The following is an 18,561-nucleotide window of genomic DNA, read 5'->3' on the forward strand; positions in this document are numbered from 1 at the left end:
GTGAGCGGGCGCACCTACGGCGGGGAGACGGCGGCCGACCGGGCCGCCCGTCGCCGTCGTCAGCTGCTCGACGCCGGGCTCGAGGTCTTCGGCACGGTCGGCTACAGCGCCGCCACGGTGCGCCAGCTGTGCCGCGAGGCGCGAGTGGCCGACCGGTACTTCTACGAGGAGTTCGCCAGCACCGAGGACCTCCTGCTCGCCGTCTACCACGCCTGCCTCGACCGGCTGCGCGACGCCGTCGTGGACGCCGTCGGCGCCGCGGAGGGCGAGATCGCCGACCTCGCCCGAGCAGGTCTGCTCGCCTTCCTCACCGTCGTGCGCGACGACCCGCGGCTGGCGCGGGTCGTGTGGTTCGAGGTGCTCGGGGTCAGCCGTCGCGTCGAGCAGGCCTACCTCCAGCGGATGGGCGACTTCGGCGACCTGGTGGCCACGCTGCTCGCCGAGCGGCTGCCGGCGGTCGCCGGGGGAGAACCCGAGACGGTGGTGGTGCGGCTCGCCGCCGTGGGCGGGGTCAGCCACGTGGTGATGGCCTGGGTCGACGCCGGGTTCACGCCGTCCATCGAGCAGGTGGCCGCGGGTCTGCAGCTGCTGCTGCGCTCGATCGCCGCCGGGCTCGCCGAGGCCTGAGCGCCGTCCGTGACGGGTCCTCGCCCGGCGGGGTCGAGCGGCCCGGAGGCGGGGGACCCTCGGCCTCTGGCGGCCGCGTCGGGGACTCCTGTAACTCCTGGTTACACCACGCGTGACCTCGGTCGCATGTGCATGCGGAATCAGCCGTCCTCAGATTAGTGTGCGGACATCCAACCTCAGATCCACCCGGGAGTTCCCATGAGCGAGACCGCCACGACGCACACCGTCGTCATCATCGGCAGCGGCTTCGGTGGCCAGTGCGCCGCCATCGAGCTGCGCAAGCGCGGCATCGAGGACTTCGTGCTCCTCGAGCGGCGCGACTTCATGGGCGGCACCTGGTGCCAGAACTCCTATCCGGGCGCCGCGGTCGATGTGCAGTCGCCCCTCTACTCGATCTCCAGCGAGCCTTACGCCTGGAGCCAGATGTTCGCCGACCAGGCCGAGCTGCACGAGTACACCGAGTACGTCATCGACAAGCACGGCCTGCGTGAGCGCACCGTCACCAACGCGAACGTGCTCGAGGTGGAGTGGCTCGGCGAGTGCTGGGAGGTCCGCACCGCCGAGGCCGGCACCTTCCGCGCCCAGTTCCTCATCAACGCCTCCGGGCCGCTCTCGACCCCCGTCGTCCCGCCCTTCCCGGGCCGCGAGGAGTTCGCCGGCGTCACCTTCCACACCAACGACTGGAACCACGAGGTCGACCTGCGCGGCAAGAAGGTCGCCGTCGTCGGCTCCGGCGCGAGCGCCGCGCAGGTGATCCCCGCGATCCAGCCCGAGGTCGGCGAGCTGCACGTCTTCCAGCGCACCCCGCACTGGGTGATGCCGCGCCCCGACCGGGTCTTCACGCCCCTCCAGCGGCGCCTCGTCGGCGTCCCGGCGATCCACAAGGCGCTGCGCACCGCGATCTACTGGCAGCTCGAGACCCGCGTCATCGGCTTCAAGTACTCCGAGCGGATGCTGAAGAAGGTCGCCCAGCAGAAGGCGCTGCGCCACATCGAGCGCCAGATCGAAGATCCGGAGCTGCGCGCGAAGGTGACCCCCGACTACACGATCGGCTGCAAGCGGATCATCCTCTCCGACACCCTCTACCCGGCGCTCGCCGCGGAGAACACCACGCTGCACGACCGCACCGACGGCATCGACCACCTCGACGCGACGGGCATCGTCACCGCGCAGGGGGAGCACGTCGACCTCGACGTGATCGTGTGGTCGACCGGCTACGACGCCACCGACGGCGCCGTCAGCTACCCGATCATCGGCCGCGACGGCGTCAAGCTCGACGCCCAGTGGAGCGAGTTCCCGCGCGCCTACCTCGGCACGACGATCCCGAACTTCCCCAACCTGTTCGTGATGGTCGGCCCCAACACCGGCATCGGCCACACCAGCGCGATCTTCGTCATCGAGTCGCAGCTGCTCTACATCATGAAGGCCATCGAGGCGACCCGCGCCGCGGGCGCGACCTCGATCGAGGTCACCCCCGAGGCCGAGGACGCCTACACCACGATGATCCACCGCGAGATGAAGAAGACCGTGTGGCAGAACGGCGGCTGCCACTCCTGGTACCAGTCGAAGTCCGGCCACGTCATCGCGATGTTCCCCGGCTTCTCCTTCTCCTTCCGACGCATGGCGAACCGCTTCAAGCGCGCCGACCACGTGATCGTCTGATGGCCGCGGCCCTGGACCTGCGCGGCCGGGTCGTCGTCGTCACCGGTGCCGGATCCGGCATGGGACGCTCCTACGCTCTCGAAGCGGCGCGCCGCGGCGCGGTGCTCGCACTCGCCGACTACGACCCCGCCGGGTTGGCGCAGACCGCCGGCCTCCTGCCGGCAGGCACGACCGTGCTCACCCGGGTGCTCGACGTCTCCGACCGGGACGCCGTGGAGGCCTTCGCTGCGAGCGTCGACGCCGACCTCGGCGGCGCGCACGTCGTCATCAACAACGCCGGCATCGAGGGCGCGGTGCTCGCCGCCGAGGCGATCCCCGAGGAGGTGCATCGCCGGGTCATGGCGGTGAACTTCGACGGCGTCCGCTACGGCACGCTCGCCTTTCTGCCGCAGCTGCGGGCGCGCGACCGCGCGGCGCTGGTCAACGTCTCGAGCCTGTTCGGGCTCATCGGCACGCCCCACCACTCCGACTACTGCGCGAGCAAGTTCGCCGTCCGCGGGTTCACCGAGGCGCTCGCGGCCGAGCTGGTCGGCACAGGCGTGAGCGTCCACCTCGTGCACCCCGGAGGCGTGGCCACCAACATCGCCCGGCAGGCCGGCTCGCAGGCGTTCGCGGCGAAATACCTCACCACCGCCCCGGACGACATCGCCCGCCTCGTGCTCGACGCGCTCGGCACCCGTCGCACGCGGATCGTCGCCGGCCACCGGGCGCCGTCCACCTTCCTCGGTTCCCGGCTGCTCCCGCTGTGGGTGATGACGCGTCTGGTGCGGCGGGACCTCGACGCCGTCCTGGACTGATGTGTTGACGGTCACGTCGTAGCCCTGGGACGCTGCCCGGACCCCCGTCCCCAGCCGTCCGAGGAGTCCTGTCGTGGGTGTTGAGATCAAGGTCGATGACCTGACGAAGAGCTTCGGCAAGCAGTTGATCTGGGGCGGGGTCACGTTGACGATTCCCGCTGGTGAGATCTGCGTGATGCTGGGTCCGTCGGGTACGGGCAAGTCGGTGTTGTTGAAGACGATCATCGGGTTGCTCAAGCCCGACCGGGGGTCGATCGTCATCGAGGGCACCGACCTGGCCTCGTGCAGCGAGAAGGAGCTGTACGAGATCCGCAAGCTGTTCGGGGTGTTGTTCCAGGACGGTGCGATGTTCGGGTCGATGAACCTCTACGACAATGTCGCGTTCCCGTTGCGGGAGCACACGCGGAAGTCGGAGAGCGAGATCCGCCGGATCGTGATGGAGAAGATGGATCTGGTGGGTCTGCTGGGCGCGGAGGACAAGCTGCCCGGTGAGATCTCCGGTGGTATGCGCAAGCGTGCGGGTCTGGCGCGGGCGTTGGTGCTGGATCCGGAGATCGTGTTGTTCGACGAGCCCGACTCGGGTCTGGATCCGGTGCGCACGGCGTTCTTGAATCAGTTGATCGTGGATCTGAATGCGCAGATCGATGCGACGTTCTTGATCGTGACCCATGACATCAACACGGCGCGGACGGTGCCGGACAACATCGGGTTGCTGTATCACCGGCATCTGGCGATGTTCGGTCCTCGGGAGATGCTGCTGAGTTCGGAGGAGCCGGTGGTGCGTCAGTTCTTGAACGCGCAGCGGGTGGGTCCGATCGGCATGTCGGAGGAGAAGGACGCGGATGAGTTGGCGGCTGAGGCGGGGCAGGAGTTGCCGCCGTTGCCGCCGATCCCGTTGCAGTTGGAGCCCTCGAATGGGATCTCGCGTCGTAGTCAGCGGGAGCCGGGTGCGTGGTGTCGGGAGAACGGTGTGACCCCGCCTCCGGGTTCCTTCGCCCCGGTGATGGCGATGGCGCCGGGCAGCGCCTGACCCCCCGGTCGCTGAGGTGCGGGCGGAGCGGGGCCGGTCCGGTCACTGAGGTGCGAGCGGAGCGAGCCTCGACGTGCCCGCACCCTCCCGCGACGACAGGGTCCGGACGGCGTCCGGCCGAGCGTGCGACGCCTTCTTGACACAGTGCCAACAAGGCTCCAGCATTGTGACAGTCCTACTGTCACGATAAGGGGAGCGTTGTGGACTTCGACCTGCCGGAGACGGCCGAGGCGGTGCGCCAGGGAGTGGCGGCCGTCGCTGCGAAGTACGACCACGCGTACTGGTCGCGGTGCGAGGACGAGCACCGCTTCCCGCACGAGACCTGGGCCGATCTCGCGGCCGGCGGCTGGATCGGCCTGTGCGTGCCCGAGGAGTACGGCGGCGGCGGGGCCGGGATGCTCGAGCTGGCCGTCGCCTGCGAGACGCTCGCGGCGTCCGGCGGCACGGCCGGCATCTTCCTCTACATCCTCACCCCCGGCTTCGGCGCGATGACGCTCGCCCGGCACGGCACCGAGGAGCAGAAGTCCGCGATCCTGCCCGGCGTCGTCTCGGGGGAGACCCAGTTCTGCCTCGGCCTCACCGAGCCCGACGCCGGGTCCAACGCCGTCGAGATCACGACCTCGGCGCGGGTCGATGGCGATGAGCTCGTCATCCGCGGCCAGAAGATCTGGATCTCCGGGGTCGAGAACGCCCGCTGGATGATCGTGGTCGCGCGCACCACGCCCGCCGCCGAGGCCCGCGAGCGCTTCGGGTCGCGCACGGCCGGCTTCACCCTGGCCCTGGTCGACGTCCCGGCCGCCGTCGCGGCGGGCACGCTCAGCTACACGCCGATCCCCAAGCTCGGCGGCAACGTCGTCACCTCCAGCCAGGTCTTCCTCGACGACGTCCGCGTGCCGCTGTCGGCGGTGATCGGCCAGGTGGACGCCGGCTTCGGCGTCCTGTGGGACGTGCTGAACCCCGAGCGGATCCTGGCCGCGGCCGGAGGCGTCGGGGGAGCGGAGGCGGCCCTGCGGCTGGCGGCCGACTACGCCCGCGAGCGCGAGGTCTTCGGGCGGCCGATCGGGGCCAACCAGGGCATCGCCTTCCCGCTGGCGCAGCTGAAGGCGAAGACCGAGCTCGCCCGGCTGATGACCTACAAGGCGGCCTGGCTCTTCGACCAGGGCCGGCCCTGCGGCAACGAGACCAACATCGCCAAGCTGACGGCAGCCCAGGTGGCCTTCGAGGCGGCCGACCGCGCGTTCCAGACGTACGGGGGGATGGCCTACTCCAAGGAGTACCCGATCGAGCGGCTCTTCCGCGACAGCCGCATCGGCAAGAACATCCCGGTCGCCGAGGAGCTGATCCTCGCCCACATCGGCACCCAGATGCTCGATCTGCCGCGCAGCTACTGACGGTCTCGGCCGCCCGCGACGCCGTCCCACCCGCACCCGAGGTCACATCGGACAGGCGAAACTGCCCGTTCTCGGGGTCCTGGAGCCGGATTTCGGCCAGTTTCCCCGGCCGGCCGGGGAAACTGGCCCCCGCCCTCAGAACGGACTGATCGAGTCCACCAGCCACCGCCCGTCGACCAGGCGCACCCCGACGAGCACCCGGTTCTGGGCGACCTGGGTCGGCGTGCGGTCCTTCTTCGCCTCGGTGGTCCGGCTGCTGACGAGGGTCTGGTCGAGGTAGACCAGGCACAGGGCGCGGTCGGAGCCCTCGGTGCGCACGAGACCGGCCGCCCGGACCACCGCGTTCGTGACCGCGCGCTCCTGGCGGGCCAGGCGGGCGGCCGATCCGGTGAAGGTGCGCCGATAGTCGGCGGCGAAGGTGTCGGTCATGCCCGCGGTCGCGGCCGCGACCCCGGGCTCCAGGCTGCGGTAGTCGTAGGAGAGGGCCAGCGGCAGAGTGGTCGCGGCGGCCTCGACGGCCTCGTCCAGACGATCGGGCAGGGTGCCCACCCGGTAGCCGTCCTCGGACGACGCGCTGCGCGGCGCCCGATCGCGGACGTCGGTGGGTCGCTCGCTCCAGGCGCGGGCGGCCACGATGCCGGCGGCGATCACCGCGAGCGTGAGGACGACGAGCACCACCCGGGGGAGCGCGTCGCGGTCGAGGGCGAGACGCGGCCTCATCCGACCTGCTCCAGGGAGGAGACCCGCCACTGGTCGCCCGATCGTTCCAGCCGCACCCGCACCCGGTAGCGGGTGTCCTGGGATCCGCCCCCGGCCGCGGTCGTGGTGACGTCGACGCCGACGAGCACCTGCGCGACGTCGGTGCCCAGGTACTCCAGCGCGGTGGCGTCCTGCGGCACCTGCGGCGTCATCGTCAGCCGCCGCTTCTCCACCGCGGTGCGCAGATCGGCCGACTCGCGCCGGTACTGGGACGCGAAGTCGGGAGTGGTGAGGGCCAGGAACCGGTCGACGTCGGCATCGAGGGTGCGGTGGTCGAGGTCGAAGAAGTCGGACGCCGCCTCCGCGGCCCGCGCCGTCGGCGCCTCGGCGAACCTCGGCCCCGCCGTGGTGTCGCGCCACCGCACGGTGAGGACGATGAGCGTCGCCAGGGCGGCCAGCAGCGCGACGACCAGCAGGAGGTAGAGGATCCGGCCGCGGGAGAGCGTCACCGGGCGGCCCCCAGGCTCGCGAAGGGGCTGGTCAGCAACCACGCCAGCCCGGCGGCGCCGGTCGGCGGGGTCGGGCCGCGCATGCCGCTGAGCTGGGCGATGGCGTCGCCCGAGGCGACCAGCCCGGTGCTCGGATCCCAGACCGCGGCCGCCGAGGCGTCCTCGCCGGTGACCGGCGACCAGCCGGGGCGCTCGAACGCGGGCGTGGTGACGTTCTGGGCACCCCGCACGCTGGGGGAGACCGGGTCGGTGGGCGGAGCCGCGCAGTGGGCGGTCAGGTTCGGGGTCTCGCGGCGGCGCTGCCGGGCGCCGCCGTCGACCGCGGTGCCGTCGGGACGGAAGCGCCGGGTCGTCTCGTAGCCGCGCACGCACGACTGGTACGGGTTGCCCGTCAGCTTGTCGAGCTGCTGGGACAGATGCAGCGTGTAGATCGGGTTGCCCTCGCTGTCGTAGTGGCAGGTGCTTTCGACCGGCTCGCCCGTCTCGATGTCGTAGTCGTCGCAGTGGCGGGTGGTGTTGACGCCGTTCTGGAGCACCCACGGGAAGACGGTGAGGGTCTTGCGCAGCCCTTGGATGCGGGCGCCCGCGACGTCGGTGAGATCGACGAGGTTGCCGAGCAGCACCGGCAGCAGCCGTTGGTTGTCGTCGAGCAGGTTCGTCACCTCGGTCGAGGCCCGCAGGCCGGTGTCGTAGAGGGAGATCGCCTGCGGATCGACCGCGCGCAGGCTCCCGGTGAGCTTGGCCAGCTCGCGGGCCCAGGTGCGGGTCTGCGGGCCGAGGGCCACCTGGGTGTCGAGCACGGTGCGGGCGTCGCGGATGAGCGCGGTCAGGTCGTCGACCGAGCGCAGACCGGTGCGGGCCAGTCGGTCGGAGGAGTCGATGAGCCGGCCGACGCTTGGGGCGATCCCGTCGACGGCCAGCGCGCTCTCGTCGAGCAGGGTCGCGAGGTCGTCGGTGGGCACCGAGCGCGCGAGCGCGTCGAGGTGGGCCAGGATGCCGTCGAGGCGGGGCGGGGAGACCGTGTCGGCCAGCGCCACCACGTCGCCGTCCTCGAGGTAGGGCGCGCCGGCGGACTGCGGTTCCAGCTCGACGTAGCCCTCGCCGATCGCCGACTTCGAGCCGACGATCGCCCGCACGTCGCGCGGGATGCGGGTGCCGTCCTCCAGCGCGATCTCCACGGTGGTGCCGCGCCCGGGCCCGGGCCGCAACGCGGTCACCTTGCCGACCCGGGTGCCCAGCAGATCGACGTCGGCGCGCGGGTAGAGCCCGCCCGGATCGGCGACCTGCACCGAGATCGTGTAGGGCCGGTTCACCAGGTCGCCCAGGCCCAGCAGCCGGACGGCGCCGTACCAGAGCACGACTCCGGTGACGAGGGCGAAGACGAGCAGCTGGAGCTTGACGGTGCGACTGATCATCGACCCGCCCCCGATCCGTCGCCGGTGCGGCCGAGGCCAGCCAGCCCACCGAGCCCGCCCACTCCACCGAGCCCGCCGAGCCCGCCGAGCCCGCCGGACCCGACGCCGAGCCCGCCGAGCAGGTCGCCGACGGCGTCGAGGACGTCGTCGACGAGGGGCAGCCCGGTCTGCGGGAGCGGAGCGGGCGTCGCGGGGGCCTTCACCGGGAGGTCGGGCACCGTCGGTGCGCCGTGCTGGGCGAGCAGCGTGTTGAGGGAGTCCAGATCGAGGTTGAAGGTCGCGTACATGCCGGCGTAGTCGCCCTTGGTGACGTACTTGGTGTAGCTCGGGAACGGGAAGGTGATGAAGCCCTCGAGGGCACGCGCGAGCAGGCGCTTCTCGGTGGTGAGCTTCTCGAGCACGGGGGCGAGATGCTCCAGGTCGGCCACAGTCGCCTCCCGCGTGCGGGCGATGAGCGGCACCGCCGTCTGGGAGAGCGCGCCGAGGCGTCGCACCATGCGTACCAGGGCGGGACGCTGCCGCTCGATCACCGCGAGACCCTCGGGCACGGCCTCGAGGGCACCGCCGATGACGTCGCGCTGGCGAGACAGGACGCCGCTGAGCCGGTCGAGGGAGTCCAGGGCCGCGACGAGGTCGCCGCGGTGGTCGTCGAGGGTGTCGACCAGGGTGGCGATGCGCCGGGTCGTCGCCGCGGCGTCCGAGCCGGAGAAGGCGGCCGAGAGCTCCCGGCTGATGGTCTCGATGTTGGCCAGTCCGCCGCCGTTGAGCACCTGGGAGAGGGCTCCGAAGACCACCTCGACGTCGGGGACGACGTGGGTGTCGCCGAGCGGGATGACGGTGCCCGGCGCGAGCCGGCCGCGGGGTTCCTCGCCGTCGGGCGGGTCGAGGGCGACGTAGCGCTCGCCCAGCAGGCTGGTCTCGCGCAGCGTGGCCTGCGCGTTCGCGGGCAGGGTGATGTCGGGGTCGATACGGCAGACCACGGTGGCCCGCATGTCCGCGCCGAGCTCGATCGACTCGACGCTGCCCACGACCAGATCACCTGTGCGGCAGGTCTCCTTCACCACGAGGTTCGTGACGTCGTCGAAGACCGCGCTCACGCGGTAGCCGCCGGCGCCCGCCGCACCGGGCAGCGGCAGGCTCTGGGCGCCGCGGTAGTCGCAGCCCGCGCCGAGGGTCAGCGCAGCCGCGACGGCGATCGCGGGGACGGCACGCAGCGCGCGGCGGGTGGGGGCGCTCATCGTCCGGCTCCCTTCTCCGGCAGGGCCGGGAGCGGCGGGTTGCCCTGGTGGTAGACCTGCGCCAGCACGCTGCCGAGGTCGCCGCCGGCCGCCGTCAGTGCCGTGCACAGGGGCGCGAGCTGGCCGGCCGCCTGGGCCGGCAGATTCGCGCACAGCGACGAGACCAGGTAGCCCATCTCGTTGTCGAGGTCCTGGAGCAGCACCGCGTGCAGGTTCTGCGATCCCGTGCGGCCCTCGACCGCCGTCGCGAACGGTTGGGTGGGGTCCCAGTTGCGGGGCACGTAGGTCTTCATCAGGTTGACCAGGCCGACCGGCGCGAGGTCGGCGATCTCCTCCAGGTCGGCGATGTGGCGGTGCAGCGCGGTCGTCACGCTGGTGAGCTGGTCGAGGTCGGAGCCCAGGTTGCGGCGGTTCTCCCGCGTGAAGGAGGCCACCCGGCCCAGGGCGTCGTCGAGGGTGGTGACGGCATCGACGATCTGGGTGCCCTGCCCTCCGAGGGTCGTGCTGACCCGCACGAGCGCCGCGACCAGCCGCCGGATGGTGGCATCTGAGCCGGCGAGGCGCTTGTTCAGCCGGGCGAGGTTGGTGGTGGCCCCGGCGGCGTCGTCGCTGCCGTCGGCCAGCGTGGTCAGCGCGTCGGCGAAGGAGCGGATCGTGGTGTTGAGCAGCCGGCCCCGGCCGCGGATGTTGTCGGCGCCGGCGCTGATGAGCCGCGAGAGCGCGCCGTCCTTGTTGGCGCCCTGCGGGCCGAGGCCGACGGCGACCTGGTCGAGGGCGCGGTAGGTGTCGTCGAGCTCGAGCGGCACCGAGGAGCGCTCCAGCGGCAGCTGCGCGTCGTCGGCCAGCACCGCACCGCCGGTGTAGGCCGGAGCGAGCTGGATGAACCGGTCGCCCACCACCGACGGCGGCACGATGACGGCGTGGACGTCGTCGGGGAGCTTGACGGCGGGGTCGTAGCTCATGCTCACCCGCACCGCGGTGCCCTCGACCTCGATGGAGTCGACCGTGCCGACCCGCACCCCCAGCACCTTCACCTGCGCGCCCTCGTAGAGGCTGGTGGTGCGCGGGAACATCACCTCCAGGTGACGCGGCGCCGGGCCGGAGGTCGCCTTCCCGATGCCCACCATCGCCGCGAGCGCCACCACGGCGGCCAGGCTCACCAGCAGGATCCTGCGCATCATCGACCCCCTGTCCCTGCGGCACCCGCAGGCAGTTGCGTGGAGGACCCCGTGGCCGGCCCGAGCGGCAGGCAGGGCAGGTCGCTGCCGTTGACGGCGGTGTTGATCGCCGAGAGGAGCGGGTCGAGCAGGTTGCCGAGGAGCGAGGTGGAGTCGCCGGTGCTGCACACGGCCGCGCCGCGGAAGGTCTTGATCGAGGAGTCGAACCACTGACCGCTGCCGCCGACGTTGGTGAACTCCCGCGCGTAGGGCGCGGCGTAGGTGAGCGTCTGCTCGAGGTTGCGTTCGTTGCTGCGCAGGACGGCGAGGACGCTGTCGAGATCGCGCAGCGCCGGCTTGAGCGCCGCCCGGTTGTCCTCGACCAGTCCGCGCAGCTGGCGGGCGAGGTCGGCGGTGCCGCCGATGATGCGCACGAGGGCCTCCCGGCGGGTGTCGAGGGTGGCCAGCACCTGCTGGGACGCCGTCAGCAGCTCGCCGAGCTCCTGGTCGCGGTCGGCGACGACGCCGGAGACCTGACGGGCCCGCGAGAGCAGGTCGCGGATCCGCTCGTCGCGGCTCGACACGCTCAGGGAGAGCCGTGAGAGACCCTCCAGCGCGGGCGTCATCTGGGGAGCGGTGCGTTCCAGGGTCGCCGACAGCGCGTCGAAGGCGTCGGCCAGCTGTGCGGTGTCGGTCTGCTGGGTGGCCTCGGCGAGCCGGTTGAAGGCCGGCACGATGTTGACCGGCGTGCGGGTGCGCGCAAGCGGGATCGTCGCGCCCGCCGGCATCGGCTCGGTGCCGGACGGCGTCACACTGAGGTAGTGCTGGCCCAGCAGCGTCTTCACCTCGATGCCGGCCTCGGTGCGGTCGCCCAGGTCGACGCCGCTCACGCCGAACTCCACGACGACGGTGGCGCCGTCGAGGGTGATGCTCTTCACCGAGCCGACCTTGACCCCGGCGATGCGCACCTCCTCGCCCGGCACGAGGCCTGAGGCGTCGGTGAACACGGCACGGTAGGTGGTCGTGGAGTCGACGAACGGCAGCCGCTGCCAGTTGAGGGTCAGCAGGAACAGCAGTGCGAGGACGACGAGCCCGCCGACCGCGATCGGCACCGGGTCGCGTTCGGTCCACGAGGTGCGGCCGTGCCGCCGCAGCAGCGCGCTCATCGGGTCACCTCCGCGCCGGTGCCGGTGCCGGCGCTGGTGCCGCCCACCCGGGTCGAGGGGAAGCCCGGCGGCATCTCGTCGGCACCGCCGCAGACGCTGTCGCGCTCGTTGGCGCCCACACCGGGGGTGCCGAGGTAGAGGGTGTCGCCGAGCACTCGGAGCCGCACCTCCACCCCGCAGGCGTAGAAGTTGAACCACGAGCCGTAGGAGCCGGTGCGGGCCAGCAGCCGCAGCTTGCGGGGGATCTCCTTCAGCGACGCGTCGAGCACGTCGCGGTCGACGTGCAGCGCCTCGGCCACCTCCGCGAGGCTGGAGACGGTGCGCGCCAGCGGAGGCCGGATGTCGCGGATCATCCCGCCGGTGTCGTCGAGCAGACGGCCCAGGCGGGGCAGCTCGATCGCGATGACGTCGCGGTTGGAGGACAGCCCGACCATGAGGTCGCGGAAACGCATGATGAGCGCGGTCAGCTCGCGGTCGCGATCGCCCACGGTGGCCAGCACGTCGTCGAGGTTGGTCACCACCCGGCCGATGACGGCGTCCTTGTCGGCGAGGGTGCCGGTCAGGCTGGCGGTGTCGCGCAGCAGGCCCTCGATGACGCCCGACTCGCCCTGGAAGGCGCGCACGATCTCGTAGGAGAGCTCGTTGGTGCGCTCGGGGTCGACGGCGCGCAGCAGCGGCTGGAAGCCGTTGAAGAGCTGGGTGAGGCTCAGGGCGGGCGTGGTCTGCGAGACCGGGAACGTGGCGTCGGCCGCCATCGGATCGGCCCCCGAGGTCTGCTCGATGGCGAGGTAGCGCTGGCCGACGATGTTCTCGTAGCGCAGCGCCAAGCGGGCGTCGCGGGAGACCGGCACGTCGGACTCGACCCGGAACTCCACCAGCGCCTGACGGCGTCCGTCGCCGGCGTCGACGAGGCGGACGGCGCGCACGCTGCCGACCTCGACGCCGGAGATGCGCACACGGTCCCCCGGGAGCACGCCGGTGGCGTCGGTGAACCGGGCGTAGTAGGTGCGGGAGTCGACGAAGCTGATGTTGCCGATGAGGGTGGCGAGCAGCCCGAGCAGCAGGAGGGTGGAGGTCGCGAAGACCCCCATCTTCCAGGCGGAGCTGGGGATGCGGCTGCGGGTGGCCACGCCCTGGGGGATCCGCTCGCCCGGGATCACGTCGGCGGTCGCGGTGGCCTTGCGTCGGCTCATCGCACGCTCACCTCGCCGTCGGAGAGCAGGGGTTCGACGAGCAGCCCGGCGTACGAGGGCACGTCGGCCAGGTTGAGCCCGTGGGCCGCGATGGCCTGGGCCAGCGCCCGGCGCGCGTCGTCCTGGGTGCGTGCCGAGGAGCCGGACGTCGAGCCCGACGCCGAGCCGGACGTCGATCCGGTGTCGTGGCCCGGGCCGATGGCCTGGGAGTAGGGCAGCCAGGAGTAGGCGGGCACCTCGGGCAGGTCGAGGACGCGCTGCGGCATCTGCGCGCAGTGCGGCTTCCAGTTCGGGACGCCGGCGGGCAGGTTGTTCACGTTGGCATCGCTCGTGGGGTTCGAGGGCAGGTCGTCGGGATAGGAGTAGCCCGGCATGTCGACGATCGAGTCGATCGAGAGCCCGATCACCGGTCCGCGCACACCGGCGGCCATGTTGGCCATGCGGTTGCCGGCGTCGAGGGCGACGAGGATGCAGGGCACGGTGAGGGCGTAGGTGTCGAGCACCTCCAGCACCGGCCGGGAGCGGCCCGAGAGCTTGATGAGGTTCTCGCTGTTGGTGCGCAGCACGTCGTCGGTGCGGGTGGCGGTCTCGGTGGCCGAGGCGAGCAGGGCCGCCAGGTCGCCCTCGTGCGGGACGAGGTTCTCGCGGGCGATGGTGGCGCTGTCGTCGAAGGTCTGCAGCAGGTCGGGGCCGGCGTCGGCGTAGACGTCGGCGGTCTTCGCCAGCGCCGCGATGTCGTGGACGAGCCCGTCGTAGCTGGGCTCGAGGCGGGTGAGGTAGGCGTCGGTGTCGCGCAGGGCGGCCGCGATCGCCTCGCCGCGTCCGTCGAGGGCTTGGGCCAGACCCGACAGGACGACGTTGAGGGTGGCCGGCTTCAGGGTGCGCAGCACGGGCACGAGCCGGTCGAAGATCTCGCCGAGCTCGACGGCGTTGGAGGTCTGGGTGATGGTGTCGCCGCCGGCGAGGGTGCGGGACGGCGCCGCGGTGCCGTCGTCCCCGACGGCACGGCGCAGGTCGACGAACTTCTCTCCGAAGAGCGTCTTGGGCACGATCACCGCGTCGACGTCGGCGGGGATGCTGTCGATCTCGTCAGGGTCGATCGCGAGCCGGATGCGCACGCCCCGGCCGTCGGAGGAGAGCGAGCGCACCTCCCCGACGCGGGTGCCCTGGAACTTCACGTCCGCGTGCGGTGAGAGCTCGAGCCCGGCCTGGCGGGCCACGAGGTCGACGGTCTCGGTGCGCTGCCAGGGCATCGCCTTGGCGTAGACGCCCACGCAGGTGGCGACGAACAGCGCCATCACCGCCAGGTAGGCGAGCCCGAGGAGCGGACGACGACGCCCCATGTCAGCCCGCGATCCGCACGGTCGTGGTGGAGCCCCACAGGGCGAGGCTGAGGAAGAAGTCGGAGACGACGATGAGCACGGTCGCCATCCGCACGGCGCGTCCGACCGCCACGCCGACCCCGGCCGGTCCGCCGGAGGCGGTGAACCCGTAGTAGCAGCAGACGAGGGTGAGGATCACCGAGAAGACCAGCACCTTGCCGAAGGAGTAGAGGATGTCGATCGGCGGGAGGAACAGCGTGAAGTAGTGGTCGTAGGTGCCGCCGGTGAGGCCGTAGTAGTGGATCGAGACGGCCTGGGTGGCGGCGTAGGTGCCGATGAGTCCGACCAGGTAGAGCGGCACGATCGCGCCGAAGGCGGCCACGATGCGGGTGCTCACGAGGAACGGGATCGAGGGGATCGCCATCACCTCGACGGCGTCGATCTCCTCGCTGATGCGCATCGCGCCGAGCTGGGCGGTGAAGCCGGCGCCGACGGTGGCCACGAGCGCGTTGGCCGCCACCAGCGGTGCCACCTCGCGGGTGTTGAAGTACGCCGAGAGGAAGCCGACGTAGGGCTCGATGCCGACCTGCCGCAGACCCTGGTAGCCCACGAGGCCGACGACGCTGCCCACCGCGACGACCTCGAAGATGATGATGCCGAGGGTGCCCGCGACCAGCACGAGCGCCCCGCGTCCGAGGCTGACCTCGGCGAGCAGGCGCAGCACCTCGCGGCGGTAGTGGGTCAGCGCACGTGGGGTGCCGGCGAGGCTGCGGGCGAAGAAGGCGACCTGGTCGCCGAGTTGGCCCAGCCCCTCCAGGAGCGAGCGGGTCCAGCGGGCCGGTGCGGCGACCGGACGCAGATCGGTGGCGGCCATCTGCTCACAGTCCCTTCGGTGGGACGATCTGGTAGTACGCCGCGGTGATGATCGCGTTGGTCACGAACAGCAGCACGAAGCTCACCACCACCGACTGGTTGACGCCGTCCCCGACGCCCTGGGGGCCGCCTCGGGCGTTGACGCCCTGGTGGGCGGCGACGATGCCGGCGAGCAGGCCGAAGACGAAGGCCTTGAGCTCGCCGACGTAGAGGTCGGGCAGTTGGGCCAGCGCCGTGAAGGAGTGCAGGTAGGCGCCGGGGGAGCCGCCCTGCACGATCACGTTGAAGGTGTAGGCCCCCATGGTGCCGACACCGGTCGCGACGCCGTTGAGGAGCATCGCCACGATCGCCATGGCGAGCACCCGCGGGACGACGAGGCGCTGGATGGGGGAGATGCCGAGCACCTCGAGGGCGTCGAGCTCCTCGCGGATGCGCCGGGAGCCGAGGTCGGCGGCGACCGCGGTGCCGGCGGCCCCGGCCACGATCACCACCGTGGCGATCGGGGCGGCCTGCTGGACGATGCCGGTGACGGCGGCGGCTCCGGTGAAGGACGTCGCGCCGAGCTGGTTGAACAGCGAGCCGATCTGGAGGGAGAGCACCGCGCCGAAGGGGATCGTGATCGCCATCGCGGGCAGCAGCGAGACCCGGGTGACGAACCAGGCCTGGTCGCTGAGCTCGCGCCACTGGAAGGGCCGCTGGGTCATCGCCCAGAGCACCTCCAGGGCGAAGGCGAACAGCTCGCCGACGGGCGTGAGCGGACGCCGCAGGACGGCGCGCAGCGTGCCGGGCCCGCGACGGCGTCCGGTGCGGACGTCGCCGGGTGCCTCGAGGGAGGCTCCGCTCGGGAGGAGGGCGGTCATGGATGCTCCGCTTCGGACGGTGAGGGCCGCGGTGGGGGCGCGGGTGAATCGACAAACGACAGGATGTGATCTTCGTTACGTTCGCGATAGGTGGGCCGGACCAGTCGACCGTGGACGGGCAGGGCCGCCGACCGCCTCGGCCGGGCTCAGACGAGGGGGAGACCGGCTCGCTGGCGGCGGCGCATGTCCCACAGCAGTGCGGTGAACGGCAGGTTCTTGACCGCCCGCGGGAGGCGCCGCTCGACGCGCCCGAGGCGCGCCATGAGGGCGTCGAACCGCGCCTGGTCGGCGGTGCTCCAGGGCAGGCCCATCGCCTCGCGGAACACGGGCGGGAGGAAGCCGGTGGTGACGAAGAGGTTGAACGGGCCGAGGCGGCGCAGCGGGCCGTGGAGGTTCTCCAGCGAGGTCAGCGCCATCAGGTAGCGGCGCACGGGCTCGTCGATCGAGATCTCCGCGACGCCCTCCTCCCAGTACGCGGCGAACGCCGTGCGGTCGGCGGGCCAGGCCGAGGCCGGCATCTGCAGGGTGGTGCCGAAGCGCGCGCAGTGGGCGTAGAGCGCGTCGGCCTCGGCGTCGGAGAGCGGCCCGTGCATGCGCTCGATGAGGTCGACGGTGCCGTAGTAGAGGCAGGCCGCCACCCAGGTCTGCAGGCGCGGGTCCATCGCCCGGTACTGCACGGGCTCCTCGGCGGTGGAGACGACCTGCGCGTGCTGGCCGTTGACGGCGCGGCGGTAGGCCGTGCGCTCCTCCTCGGTGCCCAGCATCGCCACCGCGATGTAGGTGAAGGTGGTGCGGGCGCGCTTGACCGGGTGGAGCATCGCCGAGCCGTCGTGCACGCGGCTGTTCATGACGCCGTAGCCGACGCCCGGCCGGGCCAGCTGCATGATCACGTTGGCCGGACCGGCCAGGCCGGCGCCGATGCCGGAGAGGTGGCGGCGCATGGTGAAGCCCGGCGGTACCGGGACGTCGCGGGGTGCGGCCCGGTCGACCCTCGTGGCCCCGATGGCCCCGGTGGCCCTGGTGGCGCGGGTCGGGCGGGAGGTGGCGGCGGACGTCGTCATGGCCGCACCCTAGACTTGTTGGCACTGCGCCAACAAGAGGGAGGACGGATCTGGGAGAGTGGCGCCCGTGAGCCTCCCCGACGTCGAGCGCGGTCGACGCCTGCCCCCCGACGAGCGCCGCGAGCAGATCCTGCGCTGCGCCTCCGAGCTCTTCGCCGCGCGCCCCTACACGGAGGTGTCGGTCTCGGAGATCGCGCGCACCGCCGGCGTCGCGCGCGGCCTGGTCAACCACTACTTCGGCGACAAGCGCGGCATCTACCTCGAGATCCTGCGCCGCGCGGTCCTGCTCCCCGTGCTCGAGGACGCCGTGCCGGCCGGGCAGCTCGACGGCGTCCCGCTCGAGCGTCGTGTCGAGCTCGCGGTGAGCTGGTTCCTCGACTCCGTCGAGCCCCACGCGGCGTCGTACTTCACGATCCTCGGTGCGGGCGGGGTGGCCGAGGACCCCGAGGTCGCCCGCATCCTCGACGAGGGCGACGACCTCGCCGCGCGCCGCACCCTCGAACTGCTCGGCCTGGACGCCGAGCGGTCGACCTCCCGCGCCGCGGTGCGCGCCTACGGCGGCATGGCGAAGGCGACGGTGCGGGAGTGGGTGCGCACGGGCGCGCTCACCCGCGAGCAGGCGCACGCGCTGCTGCGCGACGTGCTGATGGCCGTGGTCGCGACGATCGAGGCCGAGGCGTCAGGTCACGGGAGCCGGTAGAACGAGCGGGCCGTGTCGGCCAGGATCGCCGCCTCGGCGGCGGCGCCGTACCCGCCGACGATCTCGCGCAGCCCGGCGAAGACGCGCTCGTAGCCGCCCGCGGTGACCGAGATCGGCCAGTCGCCGCCGTACATCAGCCGCGCGGGCCCGAAGGCCTCGACCGCCTCGTCGACGACCCGCCGCACCGCGTCGATGCTCCACTCCGCCGGCGCCACGCCGGGGTAGAGGCCCGACACCTTCGCGTGCGCCAGCGGCGCCTCGGCGGCGCGGTGCAGGGCGCGGGCCCAGGCCGCATGGTCGGGCCAGGCACCGGCGTGCGCGCCGATCGGCGGCTTGCCGAGGTGGTCGACGACGACCCGCAGCCGCGGATGCCGCTCGGCCAGGGTCGTCACGTGGTCGAGGTGACGCGGCAGCACCGCGACCAGGTCGAGGGTCAGCCCGGCGTCCTCGACGACGCGCAGACCCTCGGCGACCTCGGGGCGCAGGATCCAGTCGGGGTCGGCCTGCTGGTGGATGAGGGTGCGGACGCCGACGACCCGCCGATCGCGGTCGCGCAGGTCGGCCAGGCGGACGGCGACCCGCGCGGCGTCCTCGAGGGGCACGTAGGCGACGATCCCGACCACGCGGTCGTGGCGGGCCGCCTCGTCGAGCATCAGCTCGGTGTCCTCGTCGTTGTCGGCCGCCTCCACCAGCACCGTGCCGGTGACGCCGAGCCGGTCGAGCACGGGCTCGATCTCGGCCTGGGTGAAGGTGCGGTTCCACTCCGGGTCGTCCGGGCCGAGCCAGGGGTAGTCGGCACGCTCGAGGTCCCACACGTGCTGGTGGGCGTCGATGATCACAGCTGTCCTCCGGGACGGGGGC

The 18,561-nt window shown here is 72.1% G+C and carries 18 protein-coding genes; 6 read left to right on the plus strand and 12 right to left on the minus strand.

Going from position 1 to position 18,561, the window contains the following annotated elements; all coding sequences use genetic code 11:
- The 5 genes from ABD671_RS07875 to ABD671_RS07895 all read left to right on the plus strand — a co-directional run bounded on the left by ABD671_RS07875 (position 1) and on the right by ABD671_RS07895 (position 5,507).
- Positions 1-627 (plus strand): TetR/AcrR family transcriptional regulator, encoded by a 627-nt coding sequence (locus ABD671_RS07875; RefSeq protein WP_344732745.1) that lies wholly within the window; start codon positions 1-3, stop codon positions 625-627.
- 198 nt (positions 628-825) lie between these two features.
- Entirely contained in the window at positions 826-2,289 is a 1,464-nt protein-coding gene (locus tag ABD671_RS07880; protein ID WP_344732746.1) for a flavin-containing monooxygenase, read from the plus strand.
- Positions 2,289-3,086, plus strand: a complete 798-nt coding sequence (locus ABD671_RS07885; protein WP_344732747.1) for an SDR family NAD(P)-dependent oxidoreductase — start codon at positions 2,289-2,291, stop codon at positions 3,084-3,086. The genes ABD671_RS07880 and ABD671_RS07885 overlap by 1 nt, the downstream gene beginning before the upstream one ends.
- Positions 3,087-3,159: 73 nt before the next feature.
- On the plus strand, positions 3,160-4,116 hold the full coding sequence (locus ABD671_RS07890; protein WP_344732748.1) for an ABC transporter ATP-binding protein: 957 nt from the start codon (positions 3,160-3,162) through the stop codon (positions 4,114-4,116).
- A gap of 200 nt (positions 4,117-4,316) precedes the next feature.
- Complete coding sequence (locus tag ABD671_RS07895) at positions 4,317-5,507, plus strand: acyl-CoA dehydrogenase family protein (RefSeq protein WP_344732750.1); 1,191 nt, start codon at positions 4,317-4,319, stop codon at positions 5,505-5,507.
- A gap of 135 nt (positions 5,508-5,642) precedes the next feature.
- Here the strand turns inward: ABD671_RS07895 and ABD671_RS07900 are convergent, their stop codons facing one another.
- The 11 genes from ABD671_RS07900 to ABD671_RS07950 all read right to left on the minus strand — a co-directional run bounded on the left by ABD671_RS07900 (position 5,643) and on the right by ABD671_RS07950 (position 17,000).
- On the minus strand, positions 5,643-6,227 hold the full coding sequence (locus ABD671_RS07900) for a hypothetical protein (protein WP_344732751.1): 585 nt from the start codon (positions 6,225-6,227) through the stop codon (positions 5,643-5,645).
- Positions 6,224-6,715 carry a hypothetical protein gene (locus ABD671_RS07905; protein WP_344732752.1) on the minus strand — a complete coding sequence of 164 codons (492 nt, stop codon included), beginning with the start codon at positions 6,713-6,715 and terminating at the stop codon, positions 6,224-6,226. Before ABD671_RS07905 ends, ABD671_RS07900 begins: the two co-directional genes overlap by 4 nt.
- A complete protein-coding gene (locus tag ABD671_RS07910; RefSeq protein ID WP_344732753.1) occupies positions 6,712-8,130 on the minus strand; it encodes an MCE family protein in 1,419 nt (472 codons plus the stop codon). The genes ABD671_RS07905 and ABD671_RS07910 overlap by 4 nt, the downstream gene beginning before the upstream one ends.
- Positions 8,127-9,368 carry an MCE family protein gene (locus tag ABD671_RS07915; protein ID WP_344732754.1) on the minus strand — a complete coding sequence of 414 codons (1,242 nt, stop codon included), beginning with the start codon at positions 9,366-9,368 and terminating at the stop codon, positions 8,127-8,129. Before ABD671_RS07915 ends, ABD671_RS07910 begins: the two co-directional genes overlap by 4 nt.
- A complete protein-coding gene (locus ABD671_RS07920) occupies positions 9,365-10,549 on the minus strand; it encodes an MCE family protein (RefSeq protein WP_344732755.1) in 1,185 nt (394 codons plus the stop codon). Before ABD671_RS07920 ends, ABD671_RS07915 begins: the two co-directional genes overlap by 4 nt.
- Positions 10,546-11,691 (minus strand): MCE family protein, encoded by a 1,146-nt coding sequence (locus tag ABD671_RS07925; RefSeq protein WP_344732756.1) that lies wholly within the window; start codon positions 11,689-11,691, stop codon positions 10,546-10,548. Before ABD671_RS07925 ends, ABD671_RS07920 begins: the two co-directional genes overlap by 4 nt.
- Positions 11,688-12,884: an MCE family protein gene (locus tag ABD671_RS07930; protein ID WP_344732757.1), complete on the minus strand. Its 1,197-nt coding sequence runs from the start codon at positions 12,882-12,884 to the stop codon at positions 11,688-11,690. Before ABD671_RS07930 ends, ABD671_RS07925 begins: the two co-directional genes overlap by 4 nt.
- Entirely contained in the window at positions 12,881-14,227 is a 1,347-nt protein-coding gene (locus ABD671_RS07935) for an MCE family protein (protein ID WP_344732758.1), read from the minus strand. Before ABD671_RS07935 ends, ABD671_RS07930 begins: the two co-directional genes overlap by 4 nt.
- A 1-nt stretch (position 14,228) precedes the next feature.
- Entirely contained in the window at positions 14,229-15,080 is an 852-nt protein-coding gene (locus tag ABD671_RS07940) for an MlaE family ABC transporter permease (protein WP_344732759.1), read from the minus strand.
- Between the two features lie 4 nt (positions 15,081-15,084).
- Positions 15,085-15,939 (minus strand): MlaE family ABC transporter permease, encoded by an 855-nt coding sequence (locus ABD671_RS07945; RefSeq protein ID WP_344732760.1) that lies wholly within the window; start codon positions 15,937-15,939, stop codon positions 15,085-15,087.
- Between the two features lie 146 nt (positions 15,940-16,085).
- The gene (locus ABD671_RS07950) at positions 16,086-17,000 is read right to left on the minus strand and encodes an oxygenase MpaB family protein (RefSeq protein WP_344732761.1); all 915 of its coding nucleotides are present in this window, start codon (positions 16,998-17,000) and stop codon (positions 16,086-16,088) included.
- 67 nt (positions 17,001-17,067) lie between these two features.
- On the opposite strand from ABD671_RS07950, the gene ABD671_RS07955 reads away from it, so the two are divergent.
- Positions 17,068-17,700 (plus strand): TetR/AcrR family transcriptional regulator, encoded by a 633-nt coding sequence (locus ABD671_RS07955; protein ID WP_344732762.1) that lies wholly within the window; start codon positions 17,068-17,070, stop codon positions 17,698-17,700.
- Here ABD671_RS07955 and ABD671_RS07960 read toward each other — a convergent pair.
- Positions 17,685-18,539: an amidohydrolase family protein gene (locus ABD671_RS07960; RefSeq protein ID WP_344732763.1), complete on the minus strand. Its 855-nt coding sequence runs from the start codon at positions 18,537-18,539 to the stop codon at positions 17,685-17,687. The genes ABD671_RS07955 and ABD671_RS07960 overlap by 16 nt on opposite strands.
- Positions 18,540-18,561: the final 22 nt, after the last annotated feature.

Source organism: Nocardioides fonticola (genome assembly GCF_039536805.1).
Taxonomy (GTDB): Bacteria; Actinomycetota; Actinomycetes; order Propionibacteriales; family Nocardioidaceae; genus Nocardioides; species Nocardioides fonticola.

Coding starts and splice junctions, on each gene's coding strand:
- ABD671_RS07945 (WP_344732760.1), bottom strand. CDS start 15,939: ATGACCGCCCTCCTCCCGAGCGGAGCCTCCCTCGAGGCACCCGGCGAC.
- ABD671_RS07910 (WP_344732753.1), bottom strand. CDS start 8,130: ATGATCAGTCGCACCGTCAAGCTCCAGCTGCTCGTCTTCGCCCTCGTC.
- ABD671_RS07940 (WP_344732759.1), bottom strand. CDS start 15,080: ATGGCCGCCACCGATCTGCGTCCGGTCGCCGCACCGGCCCGCTGGACC.
- ABD671_RS07920 (WP_344732755.1), bottom strand. CDS start 10,549: ATGATGCGCAGGATCCTGCTGGTGAGCCTGGCCGCCGTGGTGGCGCTC.
- ABD671_RS07935 (WP_344732758.1), bottom strand. CDS start 14,227: ATGGGGCGTCGTCGTCCGCTCCTCGGGCTCGCCTACCTGGCGGTGATG.
- ABD671_RS07930 (WP_344732757.1), bottom strand. CDS start 12,884: ATGAGCCGACGCAAGGCCACCGCGACCGCCGACGTGATCCCGGGCGAG.
- ABD671_RS07915 (WP_344732754.1), bottom strand. CDS start 9,368: ATGAGCGCCCCCACCCGCCGCGCGCTGCGTGCCGTCCCCGCGATCGCC.
- ABD671_RS07880 (WP_344732746.1), top strand. CDS start 826: ATGAGCGAGACCGCCACGACGCACACCGTCGTCATCATCGGCAGCGGC.
- ABD671_RS07885 (WP_344732747.1), top strand. CDS start 2,289: ATGGCCGCGGCCCTGGACCTGCGCGGCCGGGTCGTCGTCGTCACCGGT.
- ABD671_RS07900 (WP_344732751.1), bottom strand. CDS start 6,227: ATGAGGCCGCGTCTCGCCCTCGACCGCGACGCGCTCCCCCGGGTGGTG.
- ABD671_RS07950 (WP_344732761.1), bottom strand. CDS start 17,000: ATGACGACGTCCGCCGCCACCTCCCGCCCGACCCGCGCCACCAGGGCC.
- ABD671_RS07925 (WP_344732756.1), bottom strand. CDS start 11,691: ATGAGCGCGCTGCTGCGGCGGCACGGCCGCACCTCGTGGACCGAACGC.